The sequence below is a fragment of the Pseudomonas sp. CP-1 genome (genome assembly GCF_021213715.1).
In the GTDB taxonomy this organism is placed as follows: Bacteria; Pseudomonadota; Gammaproteobacteria; order Pseudomonadales; family Pseudomonadaceae; genus Pseudomonas; species Pseudomonas aeruginosa.
This window is the reverse complement of record NZ_JAJQKY010000001.1, coordinates 647,335-666,509: the sequence shown is the minus strand read 5'-3', so window position 1 is coordinate 666,509 and position 19,175 is coordinate 647,335. Positions and strand designations below refer to the sequence as shown.

The window sequence follows — 19,175 nt, the reverse complement described above, 5'->3', positions numbered from 1 at the left end:
AATACCCGGCCTCACAGGGCCTGGTAGCGCACGCTGAGGTAGACCGCCTGGCCAGGCTGGTTGTAGCCATACGCGGTTTCGTAGTCGGCACCGAACAGGTTGGCGATCCGGCCCTGCAGGCGCCATTCGTCGTTCAGCCGGTACTCGCTGCGCAGGTCGAGGGTGGCGTAGCCGCCCAGGCGCACCTTGTTGGCCGGGTCATCATAGCGTCGGCCTTCGGCGTGCACGCTGGCGCCCAGCGAAAGACGCTCGAAGCGCCGGTCCAGTTCCAGGTTGAACATCCGCCGCGCCCGGCGCGGCAGCTCGTTGCCGTCGTTGACGCCGCCGGAACGGTTTTGCGGGTCGAGGAAGGTTGCGTTGGCGTTCCAGTCCCAGCCCAGCCACTGGCTGCCGAGGACCAGTTCGACGCCACGGATGCGCGCTTCGTCGATGTTGTTCGGCTGCCCCCAGGGGCGCCCCGGCGCCGGACGCGGATCGTTGCCGATCAGGTCGTCGACGTTGGTACGGAAGGCATTCACCGCCCAGTGCCCCCAGCCATGCGTACCGCTCAGCCCGACTTCCAGGCTGCGCGAAGTCTCGGCGTCCAGGTCGGGATTGCCGTAGTCGGGGTAGTAGAGTTCGTTGAAGGTCGGCGCCTTGAACGCCGTGCCGTAGCTGACGGTGAAGCGCAGCGCGTCGCTCAGCGCGTAGCCCCAGGCGGCGCTGCCGGTATCGTGCACGCCGAACTGCTGGTTGTCGTCGCGGCGCAGGCTCAGTTGCCAATCCTGGCGACCGTACCGGCCGAGGTACTGGGCGAACCAGCCTTTGTTCAGCCGCGAGTCGACGCTGAAGGCTTCGCTGCTGCTGATCTCGTCCTTCTGCCAGTCGTAGCCGAGGGTCAGCACATGGCCTTCGGCCAGGGTCAGGTCGTTCTGCCAGGACAGGCTGTCGCGACGGGTATCGAAGCGCGAGTAGAAACGGCCATCCTGATAGGCATCAGCCTTGTCCTCGCTGCGCCCGGCCTGGAGGGTCACCAGCCAGGGATCGAACGGAGTGAAGCGGGCACGGCCGCCGACCAGGTTCTGCTCGCCGTCGGCGTTGGCATTGAAACCGGAGTTGCCGAAGACCTGGTCATAGTCGTTGTGCGACTTGGCCCTGAGCAGGGTGCCGTCGAGTTCCAGGCCATTGTCGAAGCGATAGCCGCCGCGCAGGTTGCCGGACAGGTTGCGGTAGCCGTCGCGGTCTGGCTCATAGCCCGCAGTACCGGCGCGCTTGGTATTGATCCCCGCCGTATCGAAGCTGCTCACCCCGAGGCTGTACCAGCCGTTGCCGGCGCCGCCGCTGACCCCGGCGCTACCCTCCAGGGTCTGATGGGTGCCGTAACCGGCGGAGAAGAACGGCTTGGCGCCCTGGCCGTCGCCGCGCCGGGTGAAGATCTGGATCACCCCGCCGATGGCCTCCGAGCCGTACAGGCTGGAACGCGGCCCGCGGACCACCTCGATGCGCTCGATCAGCTCCACCGGCAAATCCTGGAACGCGGTGAGGCCGGCGCTGGCCGAGCCGACCTTGATGCCGTCGATCAGCACCAGCACATGGTCGGACTCGGTGCCGCGCAGGAACAGCGTGGTGTTCTTGCCGAAACCGCCGTTGTTCGCCAGCGACACGCCGGGTACCTGGCGCAACAGCTCCGGCACGCTGCGCGCCTGGCTGCGCTCGATATCCTCGCGGTCGATGACGCTCACCGCCGCCAGGCTCTGGGAAGCGGTCTGGGCGGTACGGGTGGCGGTCACCACCTGGTCGGCAAGGCTGACCGGTTCGGCCAGACTCAGGGAAGACGCGCCGCACAGCGCCACGGCTGCCGGGGTCAGGAAAACTCTGTTCATGCTCTGCGCTGCTCCGTCGCTCTCACCCGCGCGACCTGGGTTGAGGCAGACGGAGGACGAAGCGACGGCAGGAGACGTCCGACAGCGCCCTCCGCGATGCCGTGGGTGCGTCAGGCCGGTCTCCGGGCTCGCGAGCGAAGCGCTGGACGCTTCCAGCCGCGCCTTCCCATGCCGGAGCACAGTGGTCATCGAGCGGCTGTCTGATTCGCCTACCGTTGCGGGGGCAGCGCTGGCCTGGTTCCGACGGAACGCACCAGCTTCCCTGTTTCACCCCTTGCGGGGCACCTGTCGCAAGGCGCGCAGCTTAGTGGTTCGGGGCTTGCGCGGTCAATGTGGCCGGCCACCGCAGAACTAGCGCCCGGCTCCGGGGAGCGGGTCCGCGCGCAGCGCCGTCCCGGCCGGAGCATGGCTGCGGCACCACTGCCGCCAGGTGGCCTGCAACTGCACCAGCGCGGCGCCGGCCAGCTCGCCGCGTTCGCTGCCGGCCAGCGGGCTGGCGGCCAGGGCCTTGAGCAGGCGCGCGGTCGGCGGGTCGAGGGCGTGTTCACGCTCGGCCCGCGGGCCATCGCCCAGCAGCGCCAGGCGCAGGCGCCGCAGGTAACGGTCGCGGGCCTGCGCCAGGGACGCCGGGACCTCCTCCAGGCACTGCCGCAGGTAGAGCAGCTCGTCGCCGAAGTCGAGTCCCATCAGGCCGTCCGACCAGGGCTGGCGGCGCCCCTCCGGTAAACGGTCGTAGCGCTGCGCCAGGCGGATCAGGCGATCCGCGGTGCGCCCGCCGAACCAGGCCTCGGCCTGCGCCGGCGAGCGCAGGGTGAGCCGCGCCAGGTCGCCGAGGGTGGCCTGCAGCATGCGCCGGTAATGGCGTTCGCCCGGCCGCAGGCTGACCAGGTTGAACACCAGCACGGCGAAGGCCACCCCAAGCACCGTCGACAGGGCGTTGTTGAGGAAGTGCGCGAGGTCGTAGCTCATGCTGTTGCTCGGCGCGACGTTCTTCACGAAGAAGATGCAGAACGGCGAGGCGATCCCGGCCAGGCTCGCCCGGTTCACGCACAGCGCGGCGAAGAACAGCGGTACGCCCAGGCCCAGGCAGAGCAGCGGGAAGCCGTCCACGCCGGGCAGGTAGAACAGTGCGACGAAGCCGGCCAGCGGGATCGACAGGAGAATCCCGCGAAGGAAGTTCAGGCCGGCCTGGGCCGGGTTGTCGCGGCTGGCGAAGAGACTCAGCACCACGCCGGTGATCGACACCGCGCCCAACCCGCTCGGCCAGGCGCTGGCCAGCCAGAACGCGGCTACGCAGAGGAACGCCAGGGCGCTGCGCAGGCCGAACAGCACGCCGCGCTCGATGTCCCGGTGCCAGGCGATGGCGCCCGGCGCCTGGCGGGTGGGCGCGCCATAGACCAGCGCCTCGACGCTACGCCCGGCCGCCCTCGCCTCGCCGAGCAGGCGTTCGAGGCAGACCAGGCACAGGTGCAACTGTCCGTGCGCCGCGTCCAGCGCCAGGCGCAAGCGCTGCCGGCAGGCCTCGAACTCGGCCTGGCGGCCCTCGCGCAACAGTGCCTCGAGTTCTTCCAGCCAGGGCTGCAAGGCGTGCGCGCTGGCCGGATCGAGCAGCCTCCGCTCGCGAGCCACCTTGCGCGCCGCGCGCAGCAGGCCGAGCAGGTCGAGGCCAAGCACGCGCAAGGCCTGGGAACGGGCGCGGCCGAGCGCGCCCTCGAACCAGGCGTGGTCGCGCTGGGCGTCCGCCGCGGCGATCCGCCCCAGCGCCGCGAGCAGCTCGCCGCGTTCGTCGGCGCCGCGCAGCTCCGCCGCGGCCGCCTGCAAGCCGGCCTCCCAGGCCGCCTTGCCCTGGTTCGCCAACTGGCGTTCCAGGCGCCGCGGCCAGAGCAGCACATTCACCAGCGCCGCGCAGAGGATGCCCAGGCCGATCTCCGAGCAGCGGGCCACCGCCTGGTCGAACACCGTCGCCGGATCGGCGCTGGCCGGCAGGGCGACGATCGCCGCGGTGTAGCCGGCCAGGACGAAACCGTAGGACGCATGGTTGTGCAGCAGCGACGCGCCGGCGGTGCAGAACGCCAGCCAGAGCGCCATCAGCAGGAGGAAGGGCAGCGATGCCTGGCCATAGAGCGCGACCATGCCGATGGACACCAGCGCACCGGCGCAGGTGCCGATCAGGCGGAACATGCCCTTGGCCAGGACCATGCCGCTATAGGGCTGGCTGACCACGAACACCGTCATCAATGCCCATTGCGGCTGCTCCAGCTCCAGGCTGAAGGCCAGGTACAGGGCCAACCCGCCGGCCAGCAGGGCCTTCACGGCGAACTGCAGTTCGTGCAGGCGCGGGCACAGCAGCACCTGCACCAGGTCGGAGGAAAAGAAGGAAGGCTTGGCCATCGCGGACGCCCCGAAATACATGAGCGAGCGAATTATTAGCAAGCTAATTTTCTATTGTCCAGCCTCTCCGCGAACTTTCCGGAAGAGCGTTTCGCCCTGCGAAACATGCGCCACGGAGGCCCACTGAAGCCGACCAACACGCCTGCGCAGAAGGCGCCAACCGGCAGCGGCAGCCGCCGAACGTTCGTATACAATATCCCGCACGTTCCCAACGCCACGCAGGTTGCCCCGCTTGCCTCTCTCCATGCTCAACGCCCCTAACCTGGGCATCGCCCCTTCGGCCTCCGAGATCATCGCCAAGCACCTGCGCGAAGCGATCATCGCCGGGCATTTCGCCGAGGACGAACCGATCCGCCAGGACGACATCGCGCAACTCTTCAATGTCAGCAAGATTCCCGTCCGCGAGGCCCTCAAGCGCCTGGAAGCGGAAGGCCTGGTGCTGTTCCAGCGCAACAAGGGCGCGGTGGTGACGCGTATTTCCGAACCGGAACTGGCGCAGATGTTCGAAGTGCGGGTGCTGCTCGAGGCGCAGGCGATCCGCCTGGCGGTGCCGAACATGGACGAGACCACCTTCGCCCGCGCCGAGGCGATCTGCGCCGACTTCGTCGGCGAAGACAACGTCGGACGCTGGGCCGAACTCAACTGGCAACTGCACGCCTGCCTCTACGAACCGGCACAGCGGCCGTTCCTGGTCAACCTGATCCGCTCCATCCACGACAAGCTGGAACGTTACCTGCGCATGCAGATGAGCCTGTCCGAAGGCAAGCAGCGCGCCGACCAGGAACACCGCGAGATCGTCGCCGCCTGTCGCGCCGGCGATGCTGAACAGGCCGCGGCACTGATCGAGGCACATATCGTCGGGGTCTGCCGGACCCTCTACGAACACCTGCCGAACCGCCCGGCCAGCACCTGAGCCGGGCCATCCCGGCTATGCCGCTTTCGTCACTCGCCTGAGCGAAAACCCTCAAGCGCCCCGCCCCGCCGAAACGCCACCCTGTGGCGCATACCCCGGCACAGGCGAGGGCCACCATGCAACGCATCCGCATCATCGATTCGCATACCGGCGGCGAGCCCACCCGCCTGGTCATCGGCGGCTTTCCCGATCTCGGCCACGGCGACATGGCTGAGCGCCGGCGCCTGCTCGGCGAGCGCCACGACGCCTGGCGCGCCGCCTGCATCCTCGAACCGCGCGGCAGCGACGTACTGGTCGGCGCCCTGCTCTGCGCACCGGTCGATCCCGAAGCCTGTGCCGGAGTGATCTTCTTCAACAACAGTGGCTACCTCGGCATGTGCGGCCACGGCACCATCGGCCTGGTCGCCTCGCTGGCACACCTCGGGCGGATCGGTCCCGGCGTGCACCGCATCGAGACGCCGGTCGGCGAGGTCGAGGCGACCCTCCACGAGGACGGCTCGGTCAGCGTGCGCAACGTGCCGGCCTACCGCTACCGTCGCCAGGTCAGCGTCGAAGTGCCCGGCATCGGCCGGGTCAGCGGCGACATCGCCTGGGGCGGCAACTGGTTCTTCCTGGTCGCCGGACACGGCCAGCGCCTCGCCGGCGACAACCTCGACGCCCTCACCGCCTACACCGTCGCCGTCCAGCAGGCGCTGGACGACCAGGACATCCGCGGCGAGGACGGCGGCGCCATCGATCACATCGAACTGTTCGCCGACGACCCCCACGCCGACAGCCGCAACTTCGTGCTCTGCCCCGGCAAGGCCTACGACCGCTCGCCCTGCGGCACCGGCACCAGCGCCAAGCTGGCCTGCCTGGCCGCCGACGGCAAGCTGCTGCCCGGCCAGCCCTGGCGCCAGGCGAGCGTGATCGGCAGCCAGTTCGAGGGGCGTTACGAATGGCTCGACGGCCAGCCCGGCGGGCGTATCGTGCCGACCATCCGCGGCCGCGCCCACGTCAGCGCGGAAGCCACCCTGCTGCTGGCGGACGACGATCCGTTCGCCTGGGGCATCCGCCGGTGAACGCCGAGGTCATCGTGGTCGGCGCCGGCATCGTCGGCAGCGCCTGCGCCCATGAACTGGCGCGTCGCGGCCTCGACGTACTGGTGCTGGATAGCCGCCGCGGCGGTGCCACCGCGGTGGGCATGGGGCACCTGGTGGCGATGGACGACAACCCGGCCGAACTGGCCCTCAGCGACTACTCGATCCAGGCCTGGCGCACCTGGGCGGCGGATCTGCCGGAAGACTGCGCGTACCGCAATTGCGGCACCCTCTGGCTGGCCGCCGACGCCGCCGAACTCGCCGAAGCCGAGCGCAAGCGCCAGGCCCTGCTGGCCGCCGGCGTCGCCTGCGAGATGCTCGACGCCGCGCGCCTGCGTGACCTGGAACCGGTCTTGCGGCCAGGCCTCGCCGGCGCCCTGAAGGTGCCGGGCGACGGCATCCTCTACGCGCCCAACACGGCGCGCTGGCTGCTCGAACGAGCCGGCCCGCGCCTGCGTCGATTGCACGCCGAAGTCAGCGAAGTGGACGGCAGCCGCCTGCGCCTGGCCGACGGCCGCTGGCTGAGCGCCGAGGCGCTGGTGCTGGCCAACGGCATCCATGCCGGCGAGCTGTGCGCGGAGCTGCCGATCCGCCCGAAGAAAGGCCACCTGCTGATCACCGACCGCTATCCCGGCACCCTCCGCCATCAACTGGTGGAACTCGGCTATGTCAGCAGCGCCCACGCCAGCAGCGGTACCTCGGTAGCCTTCAACGCCCAGCCGCGCCCCACCGGGCAGATCTTCCTCGGCTCCTCGCGGCAGTTCGACACGCTCGACCCGCAGGTGGAAGGCCCGGTGCTGGCGCGCATGCTGCGGCGTGCCCTGGACTACCTGCCGGGGCTCGCCGGCCTCAATGCGATCCGTGCCTGGACCGGCTTCCGCGCCGCCACTCCGGACGGCCTGCCGCTGCTCGGCGAGCACCCGGCGCAGCCGGGCCTGTGGCTGGCGGTCGGCCACGAGGGCCTGGGCGTGACCACCGCGCCGGGCAGCGCGCGCCTGCTCGCCGCCCAGTTGTTCGGCGAAACGCCGCCGCTGGATCCCACGCCTTATCTGCCGCGACGCTTCCTCTTCAGCTCCGGGAGTGCCCGGCCATGATCGAACTGTTCATCGACCGGCGTCCGCTGCGGGTCGCCGTCGGTACCAGCGTGGCGGCCGCCCTCGCCCTCGGCGGCGACGGCTGCTCCCGCAGCGCGGTCGGCGGCGGGCGGCGCGCGCCGTTCTGCGGCATGGGCGCGTGCCAGGAATGCCGGGTATTGATCGACGGTCGGCGACGCCTGGCCTGCCAGACCGTCTGCCAAGCCGGCATGCGCGTGGAGACCCAGGCATGAGCGCCGACTACGACCTGCTGATCGTCGGCGCCGGCCCCGCCGGCCTGGCCGCAGCGCTGGCCGCCGCGCCGAGCGGCGCGCGCATCGCCCTGGTCGACGACAACCCGGCCGCCGGCGGACAGATCTGGCGCGACGGCCCACGTGCCAACCTGCCGCCGCGTGCCCATCAGATGCGTCAACGCCTGGCCGGGCACACCAATGTCGAGCACTTCCCGGCGACCCGGGTGGTCGCCTGCGGTCCCGGCAGGCGCCTGTTGCTGGAAGACCCGCAACGTGGCTGGCAGGTCGGCTACCGACGCCTGGTCCTCTGCACCGGCGCCCGCGAACTGCTGCTGCCGTTTCCCGGCTGGACCCTCCCCGGCGTCACCGGCGCCGGCGGCCTGCAGGCGTTGGCCAAGGGCGGCCTGCCACTGGCCGGCCAGCGCCTGGTGGTGGCTGGCTCCGGCCCGCTGCTGCTGGCCAGCGCCGCCAGCGCCAGCCAGTGCGGGGCGCGCCTGCTGCGCGTCGCCGAACAGGCGCCGGCGAGAACCCTGGCCGCCTTCGCCGTACGCCTCCCGCGCTGGCCCGGTAAGCTGTGGCAGGCCGCCGGCCTGTTCGCCCGTAGCTACCGCGCCGACAGCTACGTGCTCGCCGCCCTCGGCGAGGAGCGCCTGGAAGCCGTGCGCCTGCGCGAAGGCGGTCGGGTCCGCGAGATCGCCTGCGAACGCCTGGCCTGCGGCTTCGGCCTGGTGCCCAACGTGCAACTCGGCCAGGCCCTCGGCTATCGCCTCGACGGCCAGGCGCTCGCCGTCGACGAATGGCAGGCCGGCAGCCTGCCCGACCACTACGCCGCCGGCGAATGCACCGGCTTCGGCGGCAGCGAACTGGCCCTGGTGGAAGGCGCCATCGCCGGCCATGCCGCCGTCGACGAGCGCGACGCGGCTCGCCGCCTGTGGCCACGACGGCGACGCTGGCAGGGCTTCGCCGACACCCTGGCGCGACACTTCGCCCTGCGTGCCGAACTGCGTGAACTGGCGGAGGCGGATACCCTGGTCTGCCGTTGCGAAGACGTCCCCTTGGCCGCGCTGGCCGGGCATGCCGGCTGGACCGAGGCCAAGCTGCACAGCCGTTGCGGCATGGGCGCCTGCCAGGGGCGGATATGCGGCAGCGCCGCGCAATTCCTGTTCGGCTGGACGCCTCCGGCGCCGCGTCCGCCGTTCAGCCCGGCGCGCCTGGAGACCCTGGCCCGCTGGCAGGGCGACGCCGGCTAGCGACGCTCGGCGCGATACAGCCAGCCGAGGCCGGCCAGCGACAGCAGCAGACCACCCAGCAGCATGGGTGTCAGCGGCTCGGCGAACATCCAGTGCGCCCATAGCAGGGTCAGCGCCGGGCTCAGGTACAGCGCCGCGCTGCCACCCTGTGCGGAAAGATGGCGCAGGCCCAGCCAGTACAGGCCGTAGCCGCCGAAGGTGGGCAGCAGCACCAGCCAGGCGAGCCCGAACAGGAATCCGCCGGACAGCGGCGGCCGCAGGCTACCCTCCGCCAGCGCCAGGCCGGCGAACGCCGGTAGCGCGGCGCCGATCTGCACGAACAGCACCACGGCCAGCGATCCCGGCGCGTCGTCCCAGCGCTTCTGCAACAGGGTGGCCAGGGCCAGCGCCAGCATGCCCAGCAGCGGCAGGCCGTAGGCCCAGCCCGGCGCCCGCCCCAGCGCCAGCGCCGCATGCCCGGCCCAGAGCACCCCGGCGACGCCCAGGGCGATCCCCGGCCACTGCCCCGGCCGCGTTCGCTGCCCCGGCAGGACCAGCGCCAGCAAGGCCACCAGCAGCGGCAACAGGTCGGCCATCAGCGCCGCCACGCCCGGCGAGACGCCGAGTTCGATGGCCTTGGCGATCGGCGCGATGTAGCCCGCGTAGGCCAACGCCCCGATCAGCGCCTGGCGCCGCCACTGGCGCGCCGACAACCGGCGCAGCCCGGCCCAGGCGAAGGGCAGCAGCAGCGCCAGGCAAACGGCGAAGCGCCAGAAGCTGGTGAGGAACACCGGCGCCTGTTCCATGGCATAGCGGTAGCCGACGAAGCCGGAACTCCAGGCCAGTACCATGCCCAGTTGCACGGCCAGCAGGCGGGTCGCCCCGGGCATCGCTCGCGGGGTGCAGGTGGTCGCGCGCATCGCTCGCCTCCGTCGGTCAGGTTCGAGTCGAGGCTAGGCGGCCTCCGCCGCTACTATCAAACGAAACTATCTGCACCAGTCATGCAGGAAATCGGAACCATGAGCGCCAACCTGGATATCGAGCTGCTGCGTACCTTCCATGCCATCCTGCGCTTCGGCCGCTTTCTCGCCGCGGCCAGCCACCTCAACCGCAGCCCCTCGGCGGTGAGCACCCACGTCCGGCGCCTGGAGGAACTGGCCGGCGGCCGGCTGTTCGAGCGCGACAACCAGTCGGTGCGGCTGACCCCGCTGGGGCAGCGGTTCCAGCGCCAGACCGCCGAGCTGCTGGAGACCCACGACCGCGTGCTCGCCGGGTTGCGCAGACGGGAAGAGCCACTGCGGGTGCGCTTCGGCATTTCCGAGGAATACGCCGGCAAGCTGCTCGGCCGCCTCCTGCCACGCCTCGGCGCGGAACTGCCGGCGCTGGAGCTGGAGGTGCTCACCGACGCCAGCGGCAGGCTGGCCGGACGCCTGCGGCGCGGCCAGCTGGACCTCGCCCTGCTGGTGCAAGCGCAAGACGAAACCCCGTACGACGGGCACTCCCGCGAGATCGGCGGCACCCAGCCGGTGTGGGTCGCCGGCCACGGCCTGCGGATCGATCCGCAACGCCCGCTGCCGCTGGCCCTGCACGGCCAGGGTTGTCCCTATCGGCAGGCGCTGCTGGAAGCCCTCGGCGCGACGGGCCGGCGCTGGCGCACGGTGGTCAGCAGTCCCGGCGCGGCGGCGCTGGAAGCAGCCATCGAAGGCGGCCTGGCAATCGGCGTGATCGACCGTGCGCGGGTCGGCCCGACGATGCGCGTGCTGGGGCCGGCGGAGGGCTTCGCCGAACTGCCCGCCCACCGCATTCGCCTGGCCTTCGCCCCGGGAGAGCGGCCGCCGGCGCTGGAGCGCCTCGGCGAACTGATCGCCGAGGAGTTCCGGCTCTGAGCCGCTACAGCGCCGGGCGCTAGACCCGCAGGCGGTGGCCGTCTGTCAGTTTCCGGCAGCAGTCGCTCACTGCGCGGCGATGCTTTCCCGTTCACGCCACTCGCGCAGCAACGCCTGGCGCCGGCGCCGCCCTCGATGTGCGCGCCCTGCTGTCGCAGGGTGGCGATATCGCGGTAGAGCGTGCGCAGGCTGATCCCCAGTTCGCCGGCAAGCACATGCCCGGCCACCGGGTAACGATGCCGGCGCAGAATCTGCAGCAGGTCGAGCAGGCGCTGGCTACGGGACAGGGCGCCGACTCACAGTTGCTCCAGGCAGTCGCGAGCGTGGTCGTCGAGGGGGACGAAGACCAGCAGGCGATCGCCGTTCTTCGGCGCCGACCACCAGTTGGTCTGCTGCAGTTCGAATTCGCCGCAGCGCGCATGACGGAAGCGCTTGAGCTGGTTTTCGATACCCATCACCTCATTGCGCCGCCAGATCTCGCGGAACTCCGCCGAAACCTCCAGGCAGCGCTGCAACTGCCGCTCCCACAGCGGATCGCCCATGCGCTCGACCATTGCCGCGCGGAAGAAGCCGACCATCCGCGGCAACGCCTCCTCGCGGTTGGCCATGCAGTAGCGCCAGCGTTCGTGGGTCAGCGCCAGGTAGATGCAGTTGCGGTCTTCCTCGGGGATCTCCGCCAGGTCGATGCCCACCAGCCGGCAATAGGCGCGGTTGTAGCCGCGGATGTCGAAACGGGCGTTCTGCACCATGGCCGGCAACGGGTCGAGGGCATCGAGGATGGCCTGGGTGGCGGCCGAGGGCTTCTCGCAGACCGCCCGCCGCGCCGAGGTCGGCGCGGCCAGCCCGGCGAGGTTGAACAGGTGGTGGGTTTCCGTCTCGTTGCACAGCAGGGCCCGGGCGATGGCTCCGATCACCTGCTCCGAGGCGCGTACCGCGCGGCCCTGCTCCAGCCAGGTGTACCAGGTCACGCCGACCCCGGCGAGCTGCGCCACCTCCTCGCGACGCAGGCCCGGCGTGCGTCGGCGGCCGAGGCGGGAAATACCGACCCGCTGCGGCTCGATGCTTTCCCGCCGGCGGCGCAGGAAGGCCCCCAGCTGTTCGGCGCGGGACGGCTGCGCGGGGCTTTCCGCAGAGTGGCTGGCAGGGGCGTCGAGGGGCATGGCGAAGTCCTTCGGAGGGCAGACGGGTAGCGCCAATACCAGGATAAGCAAGAACTGGTACCGGGTTAGCCAGAAGCGCATGCTGCCAGCCCACTCCCTTCCGCACAAGGACTCCGCCCATGCCCAGCGCCGTCTCGTCGTCGCGGCTCGGCCTCGCCGGGCTCTGCATCCTGCTGGCGGGGCAACTGTTGCCGATGATCGATTTCTCCATCGTCAACGTCGCCCTCGACGCCCTCGCCCATTCCCTCGGCGCCAGCGAAACCGAACTGGAACTGATCGTCGCCGTCTACGGCGTGGCCTTCGCCGTGTGCCTGGCGATGGGCGGCCGGCTTGGCGACAACTACGGCCGTCGCCGCCTGTTCGATCTCGGCGTCGCCCTGTTCGCCGTCGCCTCGTTGCTTTGCGGGCTGGCCGGTTCGGTCTGGCTGCTGTTGGTGGCGCGCGCCCTACAGGGCGTCGGCGCGGCGCTGGTCGTGCCGCAGATCCTCGCCACCCTGCATGTCAGCCTCAGCGGCCACGCGCATTCCCGCGCGCTAGCCGCCTACGGCGCCATCGGCGGCCTGGCCTTCGTCGTCGGCCAGGTGCTCGGCGGCTTCCTGGTCTCCGCCGACATCGGCGGCCTCGGCTGGCGCAGCGTGTTCCTGATCAACCTGCCGATCTGCCTCGGCATTCTCCTTTGCAGCCGCCGCTGGGTACCGGAGACCCGCGCCGAGCATGCCGCCCGCGTCGACGCGCCGGGCACCCTGCTGCTCGCCGCGCTGATCCTCTGCCTGCTGCTGCCGCTGGCTCTCGGCCCATCGCTGCACTGGTCCTGGCCCTGCGCCCTGCTGCTGGCGGCGGCGGTGCCGCTGCTGGCCTGGCTGTGGCGCACCGAGCTGCGCCAGGAACGCCGCCAGGCCTGGCCGTTGCTGCCGCCGTCGCTGCTGCGCCTGCCGAGCATCCGCTTCGGCCTGTTGCTGGCGATCCTGTTCTTCGCCTGCTGGAGCGGCTTCATGTTCGCCCTTGCCCTGGCCCTGCAGGCCGGCGCCGGTCTCTCGCCGGTGCAGGCCGGCAATGCCTTCATCGCCCTCGGCGCCTCCTACTTCGTCTCGGCGCTGCTCACCGCCCGGGTGGCGGCGCGGATCGGCCCGGTACGCCTGCTGCTGCTCGGCTGCGTCATCCAGATGTGCGGCCTGCTCGGCCTGATGCTGACCCTGCAACGGGTCTGGCCGCAGCCGGGCATCCTCAACCTGGCGCCGGCGACCCTGGTGATCGGCTTCGGCCAGGCGTTCATCGTCAGCAGCTTCTTCCGCATCGGCCTCTCGGAGGTGCCGGCCGCCCAGGCCGGCGCCGGCAGCGCCATGCTCGCCACCGTCCAGCAGGCCTCCCTCGGCCTCGGCTCGGCGCTGCTCGGCGCGGTGTTCGCGCACAGGCTGGAGCGCCATGGCGACTACCTGGAAGCGACGCAGACGACCCTGGCCGTCGAGTTCGTCCTGATGACGCTGCTGCTCGGCGCCACCTGCCTCTTCTACCTGCGCCGCGTGCGCACGGTGCCATTGCGCTGCGACTCGCCGGGCAACTGAGGCGCGCGGCCGGGCCCTGTTCCCGGCCGCCGGCGCCCCGTATGCTGGCGCGGTCCCCCAGCCAGGCCTTCGCCCCGATGCACGACCTGCTCGCCGCCCCGCCCCCCGCCGACCTCGCCAGCCTGCTGGCCAGCCTGCGCCAGGTCGAGGCGCTGCTCGACGCCATGCCCGGCGTGGTGTTCTTCGTCAAGGACGAGCGCGCCCGCTACGTCCTGGTCAACCGCACCCTGGCACGCCGCTGCGGCGTGAAAGACAAGGCCGAACTGCTCGGCCGCAGCGCCGACGAGGTCTTCCCTTCCAGCCTCGGTCCGCTCTATGCCGAGCAGGATCGGCGCGTGCTGCGCGGCGGCGCGACGCTGGAGAACCAGTTGGAGCTGCACCTCTATCCCGGTCGCCAGCCGGGCTGGTGCCTGACCCACAAGCAGGCGCTGCGCGATGCCGACGGGGCGATCATCGGCATGGCCGGCATCTCCCACGACCTGCCGGCGGCGCAGTCGGCGCACCCGGCCTACGGCCGGCTGGCGGCGGTGGACGCGCATATCCGCGAGCACTACGACCAGCCGCTCAGCCTCGCCGATCTCACTGCCATCGCCGGGCTCTCGGTGGCGCAACTGGAACGTCACTGCAAGCGCATCTTCCAGCTCACCCCACGGCAGATGATCCACAAGGCGCGGCTCGGCGCCGCCTCGCAACTGCTCGCCGGCGACGCGCCGATCACCGAGATCGCCCTGCGCTGCGGCTACACCGACCACAGCGCCTTCAGCCGCCAGTTCAAGGCGCTCACCGGACTCTCGCCGAGCCAATACCGCGAGACCCATCGCCAGCCCCGAAAAGCGTAACGCCTCGCCCCGCCACGGGGCGGCGGTAGCAATCCTGCTCCCTTTTGTAACACCGCCGGCCGCGTCTGAGCGGGGCGCAGTCCGGCGCGGCATGGCACAGCGACGCGCCAGCCAAAGCGGTCGCGCTCCAGCGAAAGATTTTTTATCGGCGTCGGACGAGGTTCTGGCACAGCCATTGCTCGCTTAAAATATCGTATACGAAATCACAAATACGGGATTTGCCGCCCTTCCGCTCAACCGCATCGCCAGAGGCCCCCATGAATACCAAGAAGACCCTTGCCCTAGCCCTCACCGCTGCCCTGGGCTGTTCCCTCGCCGGTCTCGCCCAGGCCGACAAGCTCGACGACATCATCGAGTCCGGCAAGCTGCGCTGCGCCGTCACCCTGGACTTTCCGCCGATGGGCTCGCGCGATGCGCAGAACAACCCGGTGGGCTTCGACGTCGATTACTGCAACGACCTGGCGAAGGCCCTGGACGTCAAGGCGGAGATCGTCGAGACGCCCTTTCCCGACCGCATCCCGGCGCTGGTGTCGGGTCGCGCCGACGTGATCGTCGCGTCCACCTCGGACACCCTGGAGCGGGCCAAGACCATCGGCATGAGCATCCCCTACTTCGCCTTCGTCAAGGTGGTACTGACCCGCGAGGACACCGGCATCGCCAGCTACGAGGACCTCAAGGGCCGCCCGGTCGGCGGCACCGCCGGCACCTTCGAGGCGCTGGCCCTGGAGAAGGACAGCAAGGCCTGGGGCGACGCCAAGGGCAGCTTCCGCGCCTACCAGTCCGAGGCCGACACCGCCCTGGCGATCAGCCAGGGGCATATCGACGCCACGGTCGTCTCTTCCACCGTCGCCGCCTCGTGGATCAAGTCGGGCAAGTACAAGGGCCTGAAGATCGCCGGCGACGCGCCCTATGACATCGACTACGTGGCCCTCGGCGCCAAGCGCAACGAATACGGCCTGCTCAACTACCTGAACCTGTTCATCAACCAGCAGGTGCGCACCGGCCGCTACGCCGAGCTGGCGCAGAAATGGGTCGGCGGCACGGCGCCGGAGCTGACCACCAGCGCGGTCTACCGCTGAAGCCGAGGGCGCGGTCCGCCGCCGGGCCGCGCCGTTTCCCCCCGTCCTGGATGCGCCGATGAAGCACGCACACCTCATCGTTCCCCGTACCCTGGTCGCCGGCAGCGCGTCCGGCGAACTGCTGTACGCACCGACCGGCCTGAGCTTCTGGGGCGGCGTCGACCCGCGCAGCGCGGAAGTGATCGACCGCCACCACCCGCTCAGCGGCCGCCGTCTGCACGGCAGGCTGCTGGCGATTCCCGGTGGGCGCGGCTCCTGCACCGGCAGCAGCGTACTGCTGGAACTGATCCTCGGCGGACGTGCGCCGGCGGCGATCCTCCTGCGCGAACCGGACGAAATCCTCGCCCTCGGCGCGATCGTCGCCGAGGAACTGTTCGGCCGCTCGCTACCCATCGCCTGTCTCGGCGACCGCTTCGACGAACTCGCCGCCTATCCCTGGGCGCGCCTGGCCGACGGTCGCCTGGAACTCCACCGCGATGCCCCGCCGCCGCTGGAGGCCCGGCCCGCCGAAGCGCTGGCGACCGATGCCGGCCCGCGACTGGACGCCTTCGACCAGGCCCTGCTCGCCGGCGAACACGGCGAAGCCGCGCGCCTGGCGATGCGCATCGTCCTGCGCATGGCGGCGTTGCAGGGCGCGCAACGGCTGGTCGAGATCCAGCGCGCGCACATCGACGCTTGCATCTACACCGGCCCGGCCGGCCTGCGCTTCGCCGAGACCCTGCGCGACCTCGGTGCCCGGGTGCGGGTACCGACCACCCTCAACGCCATCTCCGTGGACCAGCGCCGCTGGCGCGAACAGGGCGTACCCGCCGCCCTCGGCGAGCCAGCCGCGGCCCTGGCCCAGGCCTATCTCGACATGGGCGCGCAGCCCAGCTTCACCTGCGCGCCCTACCTGCTCGACGACAGCGCGCGGGCCGGCGAACAGATCGTCTGGGCCGAGTCCAACGCGGTGCTCTTCGCCAACAGCGTGCTCGGCGCACGCACCAACAAGTACGCCGACTTCATGGATATCTGCTGCGCCCTCACCGGTCGCGCGCCGCTGGCCGGCTGCCACCTCGACGAGCAGCGCCAGGCGCGGGTACTGATCGAAGTGGAAGACCTCGGCAGCGTCGACGATGCCTTCTACCCGACCCTCGGCTACCTCTGCGGCCTGCTCTGCGACGGACAGATCCCGGCGATCGACGGCCTGCGGCAGCGGCAGCCGGACCGCGACGCGCTCAAGGCCTTCGGCGCGGCGCTGGGCACCAGTTCCTCGGTGCCGATGTTCCACGTCATCGGCGTCACCCCGGAAGCCCCTGACCTGGCCAGCGCCTTCGGCGGCCGCGCACCGCGGCGGACCCTGCGGGTCGGTCGCGAGCGCCTGCGCGACGCCTGGCACGAGCTGGACAGCGCCGACGAGGCGCGGATCGACCTGGTGGCGCTGGGCAACCCGCACTTCTCCGCCAGCGAATTCGCCCAGCTCGCCGCACTCTGCCACGGCCGCCGCAGACACCCGGAGGTAGCGCTGGTGATCACCAGCAGCCGGCAGGTCGTCGCCCAGGCCGAAGCGGCCGGGCACCTGGCGACGCTGCGGGCGTTCGGCGCGCGGCTGGTCACCGACACCTGCTGGTGCATGCTCGACGAACCGCTGGTGCCGCCGGGCGCGCGCACCCTGATGACCAACTCCGCCAAGTATGCCCACTACGCCCCCGGACTGGTCGGCCGCCAGGTGCGCTTCGCCGGCCTCGCCGGCTGCGTCGAGGCCGCCGTCGGCGGACGGGCCCCCGCCGGGCTGCCCGCCTGGCTGAGCGAGGACTGCTGATGTTCGACTACACCTTCCACTGGCGCTCGGCGTTCAACGCCCTGCCGGAGATGCTCGCCGGCAGCCTGGTGACGCTCCAGGTCACCGCGCTGTCGATGCTCTTCGGCATCCTCATCGCCCTGCTCCTGGCCTTCGCCCGGCTCGGCGGCAACCGCCCGCTGCGCGCCGCCGCCGGGGCCTGGATCTCCCTCGCGCGGAATACCCCGGCGCTGTTCCAGATCTACATCCTCTACTTCGGCCTGGGCTCCTTCGGCCTGCACGTCAGTTCCTGGTTCGCCCTGCTCGCCGGGGTCACCTTCAACAACGCCGGCTACCTCGCCGAGACCTTCCGCGGCGGCCTCCAGGCGGTGCCCGAGACCCAGTTGCGGGCGGCCCGCTCGCTGGGCATGAGCGCGCCGCAGGCCTATCGCCTGGTGGTGATCCCGCAACTGCTGCGAGTGGTGTTCTACCCGCTGACCAACCAGTTGGTCTGGGCCATGCTGATGACCTCCCTCGGCGTGGTGGTGGGCCTGACCGACGACCTCACCGGCGTCACCCAGGCGCTCAACGTCAAGACCTTCCGCACCTTCGAATACTTCGCCCTGGCCGCCGTCCTCTACTTCGCCATGGCCAAGCTGCTGGTGCTGGCCGCCCGCCTGCTGGGCTGGCGCCTGTTCCGTTACTGAGGGGAATGCCGTGTTCACCACCAGCCTCACCGCCAACGACCTGCTGTTCCTCCTGCAAGGCGCCTGGACCACCCTCGCCATCACCGCCATGGCGATGCTGATCGGCACCCTGCTGGGTGTCGTCTTCGGCCTGCTCCGCGCCCTGCTGCCACGCGCCAGCCTGCCGCTGGCGGCGCTGCTCGACGTATTCCGCAGCGTGCCGCTGCTGATCCAGTTCGTCCTGCTCAATTCCTTCAAGAGCATCCTCGGCCTCGACTGGAGCGCCTTCGCCGTGGCCTGCCTGGTGCTCGGCGTGTACGCCGCCGCCTACTGCACCGAGGTGGTCCGCGGCGGCGTCCTCTCGGTACCGCCGAGCGTGCGCCGGGCGGCGCGTTCGCTGGGCCTGAGCTATCGCCAGGACCTGTTCCACATCGTCCTGCCGATGGCCGCCCGGGTGGCCTTCCCCGGTTGGGTCAACCTGACCCTGTCGGTGATGAAGGACACCTCGCTGGTGCTCTGGATCGGCATCGTCGAACTGCTGCGCGCCTCGCAGACCATCGTCACGCGCATCCAGGAACCGCTCTTCGTGCTCTGCATCGCGGGGCTCGTCTATTACCTCATGAGCTGGGTGGTCGCGCGACTCGGCGCCCGGCTGGAACGGAGATGGCAGCAATGATCGAGATCAGCGGCGTGCACAAGGCCTACGGCCAGTTCGAGGTGGTCAAGGGCGTCGACCTGAGGGTGGACAAGGGCGAGGTGCTGTCGATCATCGGCGGCTCCGGTTCCGGCAAGTCGACCCTGCTGATGTGCATCAACGGCCTGGAGCCGATCCAGCGCGGCAGCATCCGCGTCGACGGCATCGACGTGCATGCCCGCGGCACCGACCTCAACCGCCTGCGGCGGAAGATCGGCATCGTCTTCCAGCAGTGGAACGCCTTCCCCCACCTGACCGTGCTGGAAAACGTCATGCTCGCGCCGCGCAAGGTGCTCGGCAAGAGCCGCACCGAAGCCGAGGCGATGGCGCTGAAGCAACTTACCCACGTCGGTCTCGGCGACAAGCTCAAGGTCTTCCCCCAGCGCCTTTCCGGCGGCCAGCAACAGCGCATGGCGATCGCCCGGGCGCTGGCGATGTCGCCGGACTACATGCTGTTCGACGAAGCCACCTCGGCGCTCGACCCGCAGTTGGTCGGCGAGGTGCTGGACACCATGCGCCTGCTCGCCGAAGAAGGCATGACCATGGTCCTGGTCACCCACGAGATCCGCTTCGCCCGCGACGTGTCCGACCGGGTGGCGTTCTTCCGCAATGGCCTGGTCCACGAGATCGGCCCCCCCGACCAGGTGATCGGCAACCCGCAGCGGCCGGAGACGGTGGAATTCCTCCGCTCGGTGCTCTGAGCCCGCCC

The 19,175-nt window shown here is 70.6% G+C and carries 17 protein-coding genes, 1 pseudogene and 1 riboswitch; of the genes and pseudogenes, 13 read left to right on the top strand and 5 right to left on the bottom strand.

The annotated features are described in order from the left end of the window. Nucleotides 1-11 precede the first annotated feature (11 nt). Nucleotides 12-1,862 carry a TonB-dependent vitamin B12 receptor gene (gene btuB / locus LT948_RS03175; RefSeq protein ID WP_003111869.1) on the bottom strand — a complete coding sequence of 617 codons (1,851 nt, stop codon included), beginning with the start codon at nucleotides 1,860-1,862 and terminating at the stop codon, nucleotides 12-14. Between the two features lie 96 nt (nucleotides 1,863-1,958). Then, nucleotides 1,959-2,166, bottom strand: a riboswitch (cobalamin riboswitch). A 47-nt stretch (nucleotides 2,167-2,213) separates the two neighbouring features. Further along, a complete protein-coding gene (locus LT948_RS03170; protein ID WP_003123102.1) occupies nucleotides 2,214-4,253 on the bottom strand; it encodes an FUSC family protein in 2,040 nt (679 codons plus the stop codon). Between the two features lie 244 nt (nucleotides 4,254-4,497). Between LT948_RS03170 and LT948_RS03165 the strand changes: the two genes are divergently transcribed. From LT948_RS03165 to LT948_RS03145, 5 genes are all read left to right on the top strand, one after another. Continuing rightward, nucleotides 4,498-5,166: a GntR family transcriptional regulator gene (locus LT948_RS03165; protein ID WP_003140417.1), complete on the top strand. Its 669-nt coding sequence runs from the start codon at nucleotides 4,498-4,500 to the stop codon at nucleotides 5,164-5,166. 116 nt (nucleotides 5,167-5,282) lie between these two features. Beyond that, a complete protein-coding gene (locus LT948_RS03160) occupies nucleotides 5,283-6,227 on the top strand; it encodes a 4-hydroxyproline epimerase (protein WP_003117444.1) in 945 nt (314 codons plus the stop codon). After that, nucleotides 6,224-7,339 (top strand): D-hydroxyproline dehydrogenase subunit beta LhpB, encoded by a 1,116-nt coding sequence (gene lhpB, locus LT948_RS03155; RefSeq protein WP_023097861.1) that lies wholly within the window; start codon nucleotides 6,224-6,226, stop codon nucleotides 7,337-7,339. The genes LT948_RS03160 and lhpB overlap by 4 nt, the downstream gene beginning before the upstream one ends. Next, nucleotides 7,336-7,572 (top strand): (2Fe-2S)-binding protein, encoded by a 237-nt coding sequence (locus LT948_RS03150; protein WP_023095917.1) that lies wholly within the window; start codon nucleotides 7,336-7,338, stop codon nucleotides 7,570-7,572. Before lhpB ends, LT948_RS03150 begins: the two co-directional genes overlap by 4 nt. Beyond that, nucleotides 7,569-8,822 (top strand): NAD(P)/FAD-dependent oxidoreductase, encoded by a 1,254-nt coding sequence (locus LT948_RS03145; RefSeq protein ID WP_023092071.1) that lies wholly within the window; start codon nucleotides 7,569-7,571, stop codon nucleotides 8,820-8,822. Before LT948_RS03150 ends, LT948_RS03145 begins: the two co-directional genes overlap by 4 nt. Here the strand turns inward: LT948_RS03145 and LT948_RS03140 are convergent. Beyond that, nucleotides 8,819-9,721 (bottom strand): DMT family transporter, encoded by a 903-nt coding sequence (locus LT948_RS03140; RefSeq protein ID WP_003114958.1) that lies wholly within the window; start codon nucleotides 9,719-9,721, stop codon nucleotides 8,819-8,821. The two genes, LT948_RS03145 and LT948_RS03140, sit on opposite strands and share 4 nt — an antisense overlap. Nucleotides 9,722-9,820: 99 nt before the next feature. Here LT948_RS03140 and LT948_RS03135 point away from each other — a divergent pair, with 99 nt between their 5' ends. Continuing rightward, nucleotides 9,821-10,687, top strand: coding sequence for a LysR family transcriptional regulator (locus LT948_RS03135; RefSeq protein ID WP_003082572.1), 867 nt, complete (start codon nucleotides 9,821-9,823; stop codon nucleotides 10,685-10,687). 137 nt (nucleotides 10,688-10,824) lie between these two features. Here the strand turns inward: LT948_RS03135 and LT948_RS03130 are convergent. Continuing rightward, nucleotides 10,825-10,947: pseudogene (locus tag LT948_RS03130) on the bottom strand (helix-turn-helix domain-containing protein); the annotation flags it as partial. Between the two features lie 36 nt (nucleotides 10,948-10,983). Continuing rightward, complete coding sequence (locus tag LT948_RS03125; protein ID WP_073657082.1) at nucleotides 10,984-11,928, bottom strand: helix-turn-helix transcriptional regulator; 945 nt, start codon at nucleotides 11,926-11,928, stop codon at nucleotides 10,984-10,986. Between the two features lie 38 nt (nucleotides 11,929-11,966). Between LT948_RS03125 and LT948_RS03120 the strand changes: the two genes are divergently transcribed. The 7 genes from LT948_RS03120 (at nucleotide 11,967) to LT948_RS03090 (ending at nucleotide 19,167) form a co-directional block, all read left to right on the top strand. After that, nucleotides 11,967-13,409 carry an MFS transporter gene (locus LT948_RS03120; protein WP_015503268.1) on the top strand — a complete coding sequence of 481 codons (1,443 nt, stop codon included), beginning with the start codon at nucleotides 11,967-11,969 and terminating at the stop codon, nucleotides 13,407-13,409. A gap of 41 nt (nucleotides 13,410-13,450) precedes the next feature. Next, nucleotides 13,451-14,248 carry an AraC family transcriptional regulator gene (locus LT948_RS03115; protein WP_003110834.1) on the top strand — a complete coding sequence of 266 codons (798 nt, stop codon included), beginning with the start codon at nucleotides 13,451-13,453 and terminating at the stop codon, nucleotides 14,246-14,248. Between the two features lie 257 nt (nucleotides 14,249-14,505). After that, entirely contained in the window at nucleotides 14,506-15,327 is an 822-nt protein-coding gene (locus tag LT948_RS03110) for an ABC transporter substrate-binding protein (protein ID WP_003082561.1), read from the top strand. Nucleotides 15,328-15,385: 58 nt separating this feature from the next. Next, nucleotides 15,386-17,128: a cis-3-hydroxy-L-proline dehydratase gene (gene lhpI, locus LT948_RS03105; protein ID WP_073657083.1), complete on the top strand. Its 1,743-nt coding sequence runs from the start codon at nucleotides 15,386-15,388 to the stop codon at nucleotides 17,126-17,128. Next, nucleotides 17,128-17,793, top strand: coding sequence for an amino acid ABC transporter permease (locus tag LT948_RS03100; RefSeq protein WP_073657084.1), 666 nt, complete (start codon nucleotides 17,128-17,130; stop codon nucleotides 17,791-17,793). The genes lhpI and LT948_RS03100 overlap by 1 nt, the downstream gene beginning before the upstream one ends. Before the next feature lie 10 nt (nucleotides 17,794-17,803). Then, the gene (locus tag LT948_RS03095; protein WP_003082557.1) at nucleotides 17,804-18,448 is read left to right on the top strand and encodes an amino acid ABC transporter permease; all 645 of its coding nucleotides are present in this window, start codon (nucleotides 17,804-17,806) and stop codon (nucleotides 18,446-18,448) included. Continuing rightward, on the top strand, nucleotides 18,445-19,167 hold the full coding sequence (locus tag LT948_RS03090) for an amino acid ABC transporter ATP-binding protein (RefSeq protein ID WP_209364652.1): 723 nt from the start codon (nucleotides 18,445-18,447) through the stop codon (nucleotides 19,165-19,167). Before LT948_RS03095 ends, LT948_RS03090 begins: the two co-directional genes overlap by 4 nt. Nucleotides 19,168-19,175: the final 8 nt, after the last annotated feature.

Coding starts and splice junctions, on each gene's coding strand:
- btuB (WP_003111869.1), bottom strand. CDS start 1,862: ATGAACAGAGTTTTCCTGACCCCGGCAGCCGTGGCGCTGTGCGGCGCG.
- LT948_RS03170 (WP_003123102.1), bottom strand. CDS start 4,253: ATGGCCAAGCCTTCCTTCTTTTCCTCCGACCTGGTGCAGGTGCTGCTG.
- LT948_RS03165 (WP_003140417.1), top strand. CDS start 4,498: ATGCTCAACGCCCCTAACCTGGGCATCGCCCCTTCGGCCTCCGAGATC.
- LT948_RS03160 (WP_003117444.1), top strand. CDS start 5,283: ATGCAACGCATCCGCATCATCGATTCGCATACCGGCGGCGAGCCCACC.
- LT948_RS03150 (WP_023095917.1), top strand. CDS start 7,336: ATGATCGAACTGTTCATCGACCGGCGTCCGCTGCGGGTCGCCGTCGGT.
- LT948_RS03145 (WP_023092071.1), top strand. CDS start 7,569: ATGAGCGCCGACTACGACCTGCTGATCGTCGGCGCCGGCCCCGCCGGC.
- LT948_RS03140 (WP_003114958.1), bottom strand. CDS start 9,721: ATGCGCGCGACCACCTGCACCCCGCGAGCGATGCCCGGGGCGACCCGC.
- LT948_RS03135 (WP_003082572.1), top strand. CDS start 9,821: ATGAGCGCCAACCTGGATATCGAGCTGCTGCGTACCTTCCATGCCATC.
- LT948_RS03125 (WP_073657082.1), bottom strand. CDS start 11,928: ATGCGCTTCTGGCTAACCCGGTACCAGTTCTTGCTTATCCTGGTATTG.
- LT948_RS03120 (WP_015503268.1), top strand. CDS start 11,967: ATGCCCAGCGCCGTCTCGTCGTCGCGGCTCGGCCTCGCCGGGCTCTGC.
- LT948_RS03115 (WP_003110834.1), top strand. CDS start 13,451: ATGCTGGCGCGGTCCCCCAGCCAGGCCTTCGCCCCGATGCACGACCTG.
- LT948_RS03110 (WP_003082561.1), top strand. CDS start 14,506: ATGAATACCAAGAAGACCCTTGCCCTAGCCCTCACCGCTGCCCTGGGC.
- lhpI (WP_073657083.1), top strand. CDS start 15,386: ATGAAGCACGCACACCTCATCGTTCCCCGTACCCTGGTCGCCGGCAGC.
- LT948_RS03100 (WP_073657084.1), top strand. CDS start 17,128: ATGTTCGACTACACCTTCCACTGGCGCTCGGCGTTCAACGCCCTGCCG.
- LT948_RS03090 (WP_209364652.1), top strand. CDS start 18,445: ATGATCGAGATCAGCGGCGTGCACAAGGCCTACGGCCAGTTCGAGGTG.